The sequence below is a fragment of the Paenibacillus sp. B-A-8 genome (assembly GCF_048572915.1).
Classification (GTDB): Bacteria; Bacillota; Bacilli; order Paenibacillales; family Paenibacillaceae; genus Paenibacillus_AQ.
On record NZ_CP183882.1, the window covers coordinates 698,161 to 710,701 of the forward strand.

At 44.8% G+C, this 12,541-nt stretch carries 8 protein-coding genes, 3 rRNA genes and 2 riboswitches; of the genes, 10 read left to right on the forward strand and 1 reads right to left on the reverse strand.

Going from position 1 to position 12,541, the window contains the following annotated elements:
• Positions 1-20: 20 nt before the first annotated feature.
• The 10 genes from ACN6MV_RS03165 to ACN6MV_RS03210 all read left to right on the forward strand — a co-directional run bounded on the left by ACN6MV_RS03165 (position 21) and on the right by ACN6MV_RS03210 (position 11,546).
• Positions 21-1,001 carry a glycosyltransferase family 2 protein gene (locus tag ACN6MV_RS03165; protein WP_076116865.1) on the forward strand — a complete coding sequence of 327 codons (981 nt, stop codon included), beginning with the start codon at positions 21-23 and terminating at the stop codon, positions 999-1,001.
• The gene (locus ACN6MV_RS03170) at positions 991-1,395 is read left to right on the forward strand and encodes a GtrA family protein (RefSeq protein WP_042124006.1); all 405 of its coding nucleotides are present in this window, start codon (positions 991-993) and stop codon (positions 1,393-1,395) included. The genes ACN6MV_RS03165 and ACN6MV_RS03170 overlap by 11 nt, the downstream gene beginning before the upstream one ends.
• Before the next feature lie 34 nt (positions 1,396-1,429).
• A complete protein-coding gene (locus ACN6MV_RS03175) occupies positions 1,430-2,080 on the forward strand; it encodes a class D sortase (RefSeq protein ID WP_042124008.1) in 651 nt (216 codons plus the stop codon).
• Positions 2,081-2,204: 124 nt separating this feature from the next.
• Positions 2,205-2,285: riboswitch (cyclic di-GMP riboswitch) on the forward strand.
• A gap of 108 nt (positions 2,286-2,393) precedes the next feature.
• Positions 2,394-2,474, forward strand: a riboswitch (cyclic di-GMP riboswitch).
• A 13-nt stretch (positions 2,475-2,487) separates the two neighbouring features.
• On the forward strand, positions 2,488-3,297 hold the full coding sequence (locus ACN6MV_RS03180; RefSeq protein WP_419885662.1) for a transglutaminase-like domain-containing protein: 810 nt from the start codon (positions 2,488-2,490) through the stop codon (positions 3,295-3,297).
• 371 nt (positions 3,298-3,668) lie between these two features.
• A 16S ribosomal RNA gene (locus tag ACN6MV_RS03185) occupies positions 3,669-5,226 on the forward strand.
• Between the two features lie 259 nt (positions 5,227-5,485).
• Positions 5,486-8,414, forward strand: a 23S ribosomal RNA gene (locus ACN6MV_RS03190).
• A 128-nt stretch (positions 8,415-8,542) separates the two neighbouring features.
• Positions 8,543-8,659, forward strand: a 5S ribosomal RNA gene (rrf, locus tag ACN6MV_RS03195).
• The 16S, 23S and 5S rRNA genes sit together here, the layout of an rRNA operon.
• A gap of 238 nt (positions 8,660-8,897) precedes the next feature.
• The gene (locus ACN6MV_RS03200; protein WP_042124010.1) at positions 8,898-9,650 is read left to right on the forward strand and encodes an acyl-[acyl-carrier-protein] thioesterase; all 753 of its coding nucleotides are present in this window, start codon (positions 8,898-8,900) and stop codon (positions 9,648-9,650) included.
• A 182-nt stretch (positions 9,651-9,832) separates the two neighbouring features.
• Positions 9,833-10,417, forward strand: a complete 585-nt coding sequence (locus ACN6MV_RS03205) for an RNA polymerase sigma factor (RefSeq protein WP_375104731.1) — start codon at positions 9,833-9,835, stop codon at positions 10,415-10,417.
• Positions 10,395-11,546: a DUF4179 domain-containing protein gene (locus ACN6MV_RS03210; protein WP_419886710.1), complete on the forward strand. Its 1,152-nt coding sequence runs from the start codon at positions 10,395-10,397 to the stop codon at positions 11,544-11,546. Before ACN6MV_RS03205 ends, ACN6MV_RS03210 begins: the two co-directional genes overlap by 23 nt.
• A gap of 66 nt (positions 11,547-11,612) precedes the next feature.
• Here the strand turns inward: ACN6MV_RS03210 and ACN6MV_RS03215 are convergent, their stop codons facing one another.
• Positions 11,613-12,539 carry a helix-turn-helix domain-containing protein gene (locus tag ACN6MV_RS03215; RefSeq protein WP_375104732.1) on the reverse strand — a complete coding sequence of 309 codons (927 nt, stop codon included), beginning with the start codon at positions 12,537-12,539 and terminating at the stop codon, positions 11,613-11,615.
• Positions 12,540-12,541: the final 2 nt, after the last annotated feature.

A 12,541-nucleotide genomic window follows, 5' to 3' on the forward strand; every position in this document is an offset into this window, starting at 1 on the left:
AGCTTGTAGGAGGAATAAAGGTGAAAGCCAGATATAGTGTAATTGTACCCATGTTCAATGAGGAGCAAGTAATTAGCGTTACTTACGAACGTTTGAAAAAAGTAATGGACGAATGCGGCGATACTTATGAGCTAGTCTTCGTTAATGACGGAAGTCGTGATCGTTCGGCCCAGATGATTCGGGAGATCAGTGATCGAGATGAATGCGTCAAGCTAATTGACTTCTCGCGTAATTTCGGACATCAGGTAGCGATTACAGCTGGCATGGACTATGCTGAAGGTCAAGCGGTCGTTGTTATTGACGCTGACCTTCAAGATCCGCCTGAGGTCATTTTGCAAATGATCGAGAAGTGGAAAGAGGGCTATGATGTTGTGTATGCGAAGCGGCTGAAGCGCCGTGGGGAGACGATGTTCAAGAAGGTAACGGCGAAGCTGTTTTATCGGCTGCTCAGCAGCATGACAAGTGTGGACATTCCTACGGATACAGGCGATTTCCGTCTTATTGATCGTAAAGTATGTGATGTCTTACGGGGGCTCAAGGAAAAAAATCGGTATGTCAGAGGTTTGGTAAGCTGGGTCGGCTTTAAGCAGACGATGGTGGAGTATGAGCGGGAAGAGCGTTATGCAGGTGAAACCAAGTATCCGCTCAAGAAAATGATTCGTTTTGCGCTAGATGGTATCACTTCCTTTTCCCATAAACCACTTAAAATTGCTACGTATGTTGGATTTTTTCTATCCTTTTCTAGCTTTCTCTATTTATTCTTCGTCTTATTTCAAAGAATCTTCTTCACATCATGGACGGTTCCAGGTTGGGCTTCCATTGTAGGCGTCAATTTGCTCTTTAATGGTATCGTTCTGATGCTGTTAGGTGTAATTGGAGAATATATCGGACGGATTTATGACGAGTCTAAGGATAGACCGCTATATATTGTAAGTGAGACTAAAGGATATCCTAACGAGGAACAAGTGGATCGCCGGAAGGACTACAATAATGTCAGATAAGAACTTACGCGCTGCATTTATACAGTTTCTTAAATTTAATGCCGTAGGTTTGGTGAATACCCTAATTGATTTCGTAATCTTCACATTACTGAACTCACTTGGAATGGTATATGCGTTGGCACAGGTGATTTCTTATAGTGCAGGGACAGCGAACAGCTTTATTTTGAATAAAAAAGTTACCTTCAAGGATCACAATCGTGGCAGTAAAGAGGGCTTTGATAAGGCTCAGTTGCTGAAGTTTATCATACTGAATCTGGTAGTGCTCGGAATATCGCTGTTGCTAATGCATCTGTTGACTGACAAACTAGGCATTCAAGTGTTGATCTCTAAGGTATTAGTAACGTTTGTGACGGTGATCATTAACTTCTTCGGAAGTCGTAAATGGGTATTCTAAAGTGCAGTAGAACCAATCCACGGAGGTGAAAATCATGCGTAAATTCTCGTATGTGCTCATACTGGCTGGGATCCTTATCATGCTCTATCCAAAAGCTAACGAATGGTATAACGACTGGCAGCAGGAGAAGCTATTAGAAACGGCTGAACTGAGCACCATCGAAAGCACTCCACCACCTGATCTGAAGAGTAGATATGCCGAGGTCACTCAGCTACTAGCAGAGGAATCCGTTCTAGATGCACAGGCACAGCCTCAAGAAACAGAAAAGCCAGAACCGGAGATTGAAGTGGGCGGCAAAGTTATCGCATTAATAGAGATTGCTAAGATTGATCTGAAGCTGCCAGTATTAGAAGGAGCAACAAAAGCAAATATGAAGCATGCTGCGGCCCATATGAAAGAAACGGCCCCGCTTGGAGAAATCGGGAACGCCGCAATAGCTGCTCATAGAGCTAGAACTACGGGCAGATTGTTTAACAGATTGAATGAAGTTGTGGTTGGGGATGTAATCACGGTAAAAACGAGCGATCAGGTATATAATTACGAGGTTTATGATATTTCTGTTGTACTTCCCAGTGATGTGTCTGTTCTTGACGGGAATAACAAGGATAAGATTCTTACTCTAATTACGTGTGACCCACTAGTAGATCCTACACATCGTTTGATTGTTCATGCTAAGCTTACCTAATAGTTGATGAGAAATGACAAGAGAACTGAAATACAGAGAGATAACTATAAAATAATAGTAAAACTAGCAATTTTGTTCTTGTTTACGAGGATAAATATGGTAGTATAAGACTATAAAAGCTAAACACGATAAACGGCAAACCTATCGAAAGGTAGGGACGCAAAGCTAAAGGGCCTTCCCGTAAGGATGGCAGCCAGTTACCGAATGAAGAGGCTTTTTTTGTTTTTATAAAATATATAAGAATCTAAGATTCATATTTCTACTTGGACTGATTCTGTTAATTTGTCTAGCGAAATTAGAACAGATAGAGCTTATACGATAACGGCAAACCTATCGAAAGGTAGGGACGCAAAGCTAAAGGGCCTTCCCGAAAGGATGGCAGCCAGCTACCGAAAGGAGTTTTATCCGTGAAAAAGGTTTATTTTATGATGGTGGCGCTGTTCGTGCTGATTACTTCGGTTCCAGTAAGCACAGCTCAAGCTGCAAGCGCAGATTCAAACTGGTTGAATACATCCAAATTGGCTCAAGGTGTAATCGGTATTAACTACGATATTCCAAAAGATAAAAGAGTTAAGCTGATGATCACAAAAGATAACAGTAGCTATACATACAATTTATATGCTTCTGGACAAGCTGAGGACTTCCCTTTGCAACAAGGGAATGGGACTTATAAAGTTTCTGTTCTTGAGAATACAACGGGTAATAAATATAAGGCTCTCTATTCTGAAGTAGTAGATTTAACTATGAACGACTCAAATTCCGTATATTTGGGCTCCGTACAGAATGTGAAATGGAGTTCTTCTGATAAAGCAATCGTTAAGGCTAAAGAGCTTACAAAAGGTAAAACAACAGATGAAGAGAAAGTTAAAGCAATCTATAACTATGTAGTTGCTAATGTGCAATATGATTATTCTCTTGCTAATAATGTAACAACAGATTACATTCCGAACATTAACAACACTTTGAGTACTAAAAAGGGAATCTGCTATGACTATGCTTCTCTTTTTGCCGCAATGCTACGTAGTGTAGATGTGCCTGCTAAATTGGTGATGGGGAATACTAGCTACGTTACGCAATACCATGCATGGAATGAAGTATTGATGGATGGGAAATGGGTTACTATTGATACCACGGTAGATGCATCGGCAGCGAAGAGTAAGAAGAATACGGATTTTATTAAGGCTTCAAGTAAGTATACTGCAGCAAAATACTATTAATTTGAAACGCTAGAATCATAACTCTATTAAATAAACAACCAGCTTAATAATTAAGCTGGTTGTTTATTTTTCTATTAGGGGTTGCTTTTCTATGAGTAGATAGGTTATTATAGTTAAGCGTTGTTAGACAGCGTACAGGCAATGTTTGAGAGAGTTATATAAACGGCTTTCGAAAAATAAAGCTTGCATTACTGAGAACAACATGATATATTATAAGAGTTGCTGCTGAGACATTAAACGGCGCCAACGAGAACTTGATCTTTGAAAACTGAACAACGAGTGAGTAGGAAATCACGAAAGTGAAATCCAAAATTAGAGAATTAGTTTTCTCGTCAGATGTTTCAAAATGAGCATATCGCTCTTTTCAATACTAATTGGAGAGTTTGATCCTGGCTCAGGACGAACGCTGGCGGCGTGCCTAATACATGCAAGTCGAGCGGAGTTATTTTGAAAGCTTGCTTTCAAAATAACTTAGCGGCGGACGGGTGAGTAACACGTAGGCAACCTGCCCCTTAGACTGGGATAACTACCGGAAACGGTAGCTAATACCGGATAATTTCTTTTTTCTCCTGAAGAAAGAATGAAAGACGGAGCAATCTGTCACTGAGGGATGGGCCTGCGGCGCATTAGCTAGTTGGTGGGGTAACGGCCCACCAAGGCGACGATGCGTAGCCGACCTGAGAGGGTGAACGGCCACACTGGGACTGAGACACGGCCCAGACTCCTACGGGAGGCAGCAGTAGGGAATCTTCCGCAATGGACGAAAGTCTGACGGAGCAACGCCGCGTGAGTGATGAAGGTTTTCGGATCGTAAAGCTCTGTTGCCAGGGAAGAACGTCCGGTAGAGTAACTGCTATCGGAGTGACGGTACCTGAGAAGAAAGCCCCGGCTAACTACGTGCCAGCAGCCGCGGTAATACGTAGGGGGCAAGCGTTGTCCGGAATTATTGGGCGTAAAGCGCGCGCAGGCGGTCATTTAAGTCTGGTGTTTAAACCTTGGGCTCAACCTAAGGTCGCACTGGAAACTGGGTGACTTGAGTACAGAAGAGGAAAGTGGAATTCCACGTGTAGCGGTGAAATGCGTAGATATGTGGAGGAACACCAGTGGCGAAGGCGACTTTCTGGGCTGTAACTGACGCTGAGGCGCGAAAGCGTGGGGAGCAAACAGGATTAGATACCCTGGTAGTCCACGCCGTAAACGATGAGTGCTAGGTGTTAGGGGTTTCGATACCCTTGGTGCCGAAGTTAACACAGTAAGCACTCCGCCTGGGGAGTACGGTCGCAAGACTGAAACTCAAAGGAATTGACGGGGACCCGCACAAGCAGTGGAGTATGTGGTTTAATTCGAAGCAACGCGAAGAACCTTACCAGGTCTTGACATCCCTCTGAATCCACTAGAGATAGTGGCGGCCTTCGGGACAGAGGAGACAGGTGGTGCATGGTTGTCGTCAGCTCGTGTCGTGAGATGTTGGGTTAAGTCCCGCAACGAGCGCAACCCTTAACTTTAGTTGCCAGCAAGTAATGTTGGGCACTCTAGAGTGACTGCCGGTGACAAACCGGAGGAAGGTGGGGATGACGTCAAATCATCATGCCCCTTATGACCTGGGCTACACACGTACTACAATGGCCGGTACAACGGGAAGCGAAGCCGCGAGGTGGAGCCAATCCCATCAAAGCCGGTCTCAGTTCGGATTGCAGGCTGCAACTCGCCTGCATGAAGTCGGAATTGCTAGTAATCGCGGATCAGCATGCCGCGGTGAATACGTTCCCGGGTCTTGTACACACCGCCCGTCACACCACGAGAGTTTACAACACCCGAAGTCGGTGGGGTAACCCGCAAGGGAGCCAGCCGCCGAAGGTGGGGTAGATGATTGGGGTGAAGTCGTAACAAGGTAGCCGTATCGGAAGGTGCGGCTGGATCACCTCCTTTCTATGGAGAATCGTCTTCTGCAATGAAGACATTCAAATCGGAAGTTAAACTTCCACAATCTCAGGTTTAGGCCTGTTACTCACTCGTTGCTCAGTTTTGAGAGTTTAAGCTCTCAGTAAGACTTGATCCTTGAAAACTGGATACCGAAACGAATTTGCGTTTTAGAACATCTTTTAGCAACTTGTGTAAACAAGTAAATGTTATTAGTGAGATGATTCCAAGAGAGATATCGTATGATATTTTCCTTCGGAAAAATCATGGTTAAGCTAATAAGAGCACACGGAGGATGCCTAGGCGCCAGGAGCCGACGAAGGACGTGGCGAACAACGAAACTGCCTCGGGGAGCTGTAAGCAAGCTTTGATCCGGGGGTGTCCGAATGGGGAAACCCAGCTGTGGTAATTCGCAGTTACTCATACCTGAATACATAGGGTATGTAGAGGCAGACCAGGGGAACTGAAACATCTAAGTACCCTGAGGAAGAGAAAACAATAGTGATTCCGTCAGTAGCGGCGAGCGAACGCGGAACAGCCTAAACCTAAGAGCTTGCTCTTAGGGGTTGTGGGACGTCTCACATGGAGTTACAAAGGAATATGGTAGGTGAAGAGGTCTGGAAAGGCCCGCGATAGAGGTAAAAGCCCTGTAGCCTAAACTGTGTTCTCTCCGAGACGGATCCCGAGTAGTGCGGGGCACGTGAAACCCCGTATGAATCCAGCAGGACCATCTGCTAAGGCTAAATACTACCTGGCGACCGATAGTGAAACAGTACCGTGAGGGAAAGGTGAAAAGCACCCCGGAAGGGGAGTGAAATAGAACCTGAAACCGTGTGCTTACAAAAAGTCAGAGCCCTATTCATGGGTGATGGCGTGCCTTTTGTAGAATGAACCGGCGAGTTACGTTTAACATGCAAGGTTAAGTCGAGAAGACGGAGCCGCAGCGAAAGCGAGTCTGAATAGGGCGACTCAGTATGTGGACGTAGACCCGAAACCGTGTGATCTACCCCTGTCCAGGGTGAAGGTGCGGTAACACGCACTGGAGGCCCGAACCCACGCACGTTGAAAAGTGCGGGGATGAGGTGGGGGTAGCGGAGAAATTCCAATCGAACTCGGAGATAGCTGGTTCTCCCCGAAATAGCTTTAGGGCTAGCCTCGGTATAAGAGTAGTGGAGGTAGAGCACTGATTGGGTGCGGGGTCCGCAAGGATTACCAAGCTCAGTCAAACTCCGAATGCCATATACTTATTGCCGGGAGTCAGACAGTGAGTGCTAAGATCCATTGTCAAAAGGGAAACAGCCCAGACCATCAGCTAAGGTCCCCAAGTGTGTGTTAAGTGGGAAAGGATGTGGAGTTGCACAGACAACCAGGATGTTGGCTTAGAAGCAGCCACCATTGAAAGAGTGCGTAATAGCTCACTGGTCGAGTGACTCTGCGCCGAAAATGTAACGGGGCTAAACACACCACCGAAGCTATGGCTAGATACGTATGTATCTGGGGTAGGGGAGCGTTGTATGTGGGTTGAAGGTGTACCGTAAGGAGCGCTGGACAGCATACAAGTGAGAATGCCGGTATGAGTAACGAAAAGATCAGTGAGAATCTGATCCGCCGAAAGCCCAAGGTTTCCTGAGGAAGGCTCGTCCGCTCAGGGTAAGTCGGGACCTAAGGCGAGGCCGAAAGGCGTAGTCGAAGGACAACAGTTTGAAATTACTGTACCACCGTAATCCGCTATGAGCGATGGGGTGACGCAGGAGGGTAGTGACGCGGACTGATGGATATGTCCGTCTAAGCAGTGAGGCTGATGTGTAGGCAAATCCGCACATCATTAAGGCTGGGCTGTAATGGGGAGCGAAAATTGTAGTAGCGAAGGTCATGATCTCACACTGCCAAGAAAAGCCTCTAGCCAGGAGAAGGTGCCCGTACCGCAAACCGACACAGGTAGGCGAGAAGAGAATTCTAAGGCGCGCGGAAGAACTCTCGTTAAGGAACTCGGCAAAATGACCCCGTAACTTCGGGAGAAGGGGTGCCCCGGTAGTGTGAATAGCACGAGGGGGCCGCAGTGAAAAGGCCCAAGCGACTGTTTAGCAAAAACACAGGTCTGTGCGAAGCCGCAAGGCGAAGTATACGGGCTGACGCCTGCCCGGTGCTGGAAGGTTAAGGGGAGTGGTTAGGGGTAACCCGAAGCTATGAACCGAAGCCCCAGTAAACGGCGGCCGTAACTATAACGGTCCTAAGGTAGCGAAATTCCTTGTCAGGTAAATTCTGACCCGCACGAATGGCGTAACGACTTGGGCGCTGTCTCAACGAGAGATCCGGTGAAATTTTAATACCTGTGAAGATGCAGGTTACCCGCGACAAGACGGAAAGACCCCATGGAGCTTTACTGCAGCTTGATATTGAATTTGGGTACGATCTGTACAGGATAGGTGGGAGCCGTAGAAATCGGAGCGCAAGCTTCGGTGGAGGCGCCGTTGGGATACCACCCTGATCGTATCTAGGTTCTAACCTAGTGCCCTAATCGGGTACGGGGACCGTGTCAGGCGGGCAGTTTGACTGGGGCGGTCGCCTCCTAAAGAGTAACGGAGGCGTTCCAAGGTTCCCTCAGAATGGTTGGAAATCATTCGAAGAGTGCAAAGGCATAAGGGAGCTTGACTGCGAGACCTACAAGTCGAGCAGGGACGAAAGTCGGACTTAGTGATCCGGTGGTACCGCATGGAAGGGCCATCGCTCAACGGATAAAAGCTACCCTGGGGATAACAGGCTTATCTCCCCCAAGAGTCCACATCGACGGGGAGGTTTGGCACCTCGATGTCGGCTCATCGCATCCTGGGGCTGAAGTAGGTCCCAAGGGTTGGGCTGTTCGCCCATTAAAGCGGTACGCGAGCTGGGTTCAGAACGTCGTGAGACAGTTCGGTCCCTATCTGTCGTGGGCGCAGGAAATTTGAGAGGAGCTGTCCTTAGTACGAGAGGACCGGGATGGACGTACCGCTGGTGCACCAGTTGTTCCGCCAGGAGCATGGCTGGGTAGCTACGTACGGACGGGATAAGCGCTGAAAGCATCTAAGCGTGAAGCCCCCCTCAAGATGAGATTTCCCAATTAGTAAGACCCCTTGAAGACGACGAGGTAGATAGGTTGGAGGTGGAAGTGCAGTAATGCATGGAGCTGACCAATACTAATCGGTCGAGGGCTTATCCTATACTTAAAACGCAAATTCAATTCGGATTCAGTTTTCAGGCATCAAGCCTGTAACACGCTTAGAAATTTATTCTCACTTCTGGTGATGAAGAAAATTTCACGCGGCAGCGTCTGTTTCACAGACGCATGTTTGGTGGCGATAGCGGAGGGGTTCCACGCGTACCCATCCCGAACACGACCGTTAAGCCCTCCAGCGCCGATGGTACTTGGACCGAAGGGTCCTGGGAGAGTAGGACGTTGCCAAGCACACGAAGCCATTGTTGATTTATCAACAATGGCTTTTTTGTTCCCTTTATCGCTTAATTTAAATAATGTGGATAAGTCATGGGTAAATAACGAAAAAATAAAAGTTACTAACATGTGGATGAAATAATAAAATATATTCAAAAATGAAAGTAGTCCCCAATTTATGTGGATAGAGCAGTGGTATATGTGGATACTTCAAGTAAATGCAAGGATATTTTGCATGGTAGGAGGATAAACAATGGACAACAGTAGCAATCTTGTGTGGATAGAAGATTTTTCTGTACATGCGAGCGACACGGATTATCGTTCGCAGGGTAAGTTATCCTTTATTCTGGATATCATGCAATGTGCGGCAGACTTCGCGGTGGGTAATTTGGGGATAAGTGTGGAAGAAATTCTGAATGCAGGAATGGGCTGGATGATGATTACGTTAGATCTTGATTTTAAGCGTATTCCTCGCCCAAATGATGTGCTTAGCGTACATACCTGGAGTAAAGGCACTAAAGGGGCTTTATGGCAACGGGATTATCGTATTTTCGATGCAGATCATATAGAGATTGCCAGAGCGCGTTCTATATGGGCTTTAGTAGATATTGAGAAGAGAAAGATACTCAGACCGAACGCTCTTCCAGTTCAGGTTAAGCACTATAATGGCGATTCAGTAGGCGATATGCCTGTTAAGGTAACGATCCCAACTGATATTACTATGGAAGAAGCTTATCGGTATCAGGTAAGATATAGTGGGCTGGATAGCAACGGACATCTGAATAATGCCCGATACGGAGATTTATGTTGTGATGCACTCAGTTTAGCGGAATGGGATAATGCAGAGTTTACACGCTTCCGGATTACTTATCTACAAGAAGCAAAGTTTGGGGATGAACTGACTATTTTACGTTCGGCAGTAACCGATGATGGTATATATGTACGTGGTCAGAATAGTGATACTATATTTTTTGAAGCTTGTTTAGAGTTAAAAGATATTAAGTAAGTAAATAGTAAATTTGGAATATTATATAAAAGCGATTTCTCCGAGCATCAATCGGGGCAGTCGCTTTTTTATTTGTCTTTGGTTAATGCTTTTAACATATTTGGAATATTTTTTAGAGCCTGTCACAATTAAAGGGATCACATTCGTTATATAGTTGTAGTCAATAACAAGGAGGTGATTCTTTGGAACGTCGCAGCCCCGGGGTCCAAGTGAATCAAACAATAATTGAAGAGGCTATTGATCAGGTTCTTACGGGTAACCGCGAAGCCTATAGAACTATAATACAAGCCTATGAAAGAAAGATTCATACTTATTGCTATTATATTTTGAGAAGTCATGAAGAAGCAGAGGATGCTGTGCAAGATATATTTGTAAAAGTGTATCAGGAACTCAGACGTTATGAGAAACGAGTCTCTTTTAATGCATGGCTGTATAAAGTGGCTTATCATCATTGCTTGGATCAGGTTCGCAAACGCAAGAGATGGAACAGACTGATTAAGCTTTATACAGCACTGCAAACAAAGACTTATTATGAACTTAACGATGAATCTCCGGTAGAGCAGCTATTTAGCAATCTCTCAACAGAAGAAAGTAACATGCTAATCCTTAAAGTGGTAGAGCAATATAGCTTTGAAGAAATGGGCCAGATCATGGGTTGTAGCCCGTCAATGCTGCGTAAGAGGTATGAACGGTTACGAAAGAAGCTTGTTTCAGAAAAAATCTACGAGGGAGGGATACAACTTGATGAAGTGGCAAAATCGAACTGATGAGCAGAGGTTGCAGCAGATTGCTGAGACTGTCCGAAGTCATGAAATGCCGATAACAAGCTATAGTGAACAAATAATGAATCGAATTGAGAAGATGGAAGTTCAGGGAAATCAACAAAAGAACACAAACGGCAAGTTGTTTAAGAAAACGTTGATTGCGGCCTGCACAGCTGCGGTAGTTGGAACGTTGATTATTGGAACTGGTTTAGTATCTCCCGCCTGGGCAGACAAGCTGAGCCAGATGCCTATTCTAGGAAGTATTTTTAGTAATTTTGATGATTCGGGACTAAAGAATGCTGCTGAAAAAGGACTTACAACTAATCCAGACGCTAGTATTACTCATGATGGAGTAACCCTAAAAATTAGTGATGTAATGTATGATGGAACACGTTTGGTTTTGGGGTTCGAAAGAGAAGGTATTCATAATGATCTCGTAATGGCTGAGATAACGAACTTTTGGAATAATGATTTTGATCAATCTGTAAAAGGGTTGCTTGGCATGCCTGTAGTCAAACTCCCTAGTGGGAAAGAAGTGATATTTGGTTCTTCAAGAACAGGTGATATCTACGGGCAACCGAACACACTTTTACTAGAGCTAAATGAGGTTAAAAACACCGAGGAATTTGGGGATGAATTTGAGGTAAGTGTAAGTGTACCCGTAGCTCAAATCGAAGAGCCATTTGTATTTCAAGTACCCGTGAAAAAAGTAACTGAGGAGGCTATAAGGCTTACTCCAGATCAAACGAAGAGCAGAGGTACGTTTAGTTATACAGTTAAGAATCTAGATATTACACCAGCGACGACTAGAATAGTTATTAATAGTACGGGCGAAGTTCCTGTATCGCCAGAACAAACAGGGGAGTATAGTCCAACGGAAGTGTTCTATCAGATCGAAGATGATCAAGGGAACATCATTGAGCCGTACAATCGGGGATACGATTTGTATCCGGCTATACCACATCTTATAGTAGATAAAATATATGCCGCTTTCTCAGAAATACCGAAATACGTAACCATCAAGCCGTATACCTGTACGTTTGATAAGGATTTGAACCTTTTGAAAGATGCTGATGGACAAAGAATAAAAACGTTCTATGAAGAGCTTGAGCTAACAATTCAGATTCAATAAGGACTAGTAACTGTTAATCCAATAAACTAAGCAAAGTCCGTGTCTGCCTATCAGATGCGGACTTTTTTATATAAATTCTAATGGAATGTAGATTTCGCTCACAGATTTTTCATTATCCGGACCTATGTACCCTTCTCCATAAAACTCTAATTCAAAAGGAATGGAGATTCTGTATTCTGTTTTTGGGAGCCAGATTCCGTAAATATATTTATAAGTAGAAGGGATATCACAAGAACGGCCTCTGTGGATGAATTTCAAATATCGGGCGGGTGGTAATACATGAATGGGTAGTGCCCGATTTCTGTCTGTATAAATTTCCGATTTAGATGAAGTATCCGAATGGCTTATGTGATTCTGTGCTATGGAAGGTGAAGACTTTAGCTCGCAGGCACACATAATCGAAAATCCGTTATCCTCATAATCGTTTGGCCAGAAGCCAAGCTGATAATATTTTTCGGGAAGTATGCGCTTATGTATGGTAGTTACCTTGCTAAAAAGCAGCGACCAAGTATTAGAGATGACGGAGTAATTATCGTTTATCTTTACTAACGGTCCCTGAAGAATGATTTCTCCCAAATCAACGAGTTGGGGGGAGATAATATTATCCATAGGTGCTTGATGTAGATCATGTTCGTAGAGTCTAGGTAGTAAAGGGAGCTGTGATTTAGTACGCCTTTTACGGACGAGGGTAGGAGTCGTATGCAACATTCTTTTGAAAGCGCGGGTAAAGGTCTCATAATTATTGAAGTCATAATCTAGCGAGATGTCCTGAAGAGAGCGCTCTGGCATTCTTAGAATATCCAATGCTGCTTCAGTGATTCTGCGTCTAGATATATAATCTCCTGGTGCTATTCCAGTGACCGCTTGAAATAGACGGGTGAAATGATAAAGGGAGTAACCCATTTCTTTGGAGAGGACAGCTACAGGAAGAAGCGTTGTTAAACGATCCTCGATGAGATCTAATGCTTGGATTATTAATTGACGATTGTTCAAGA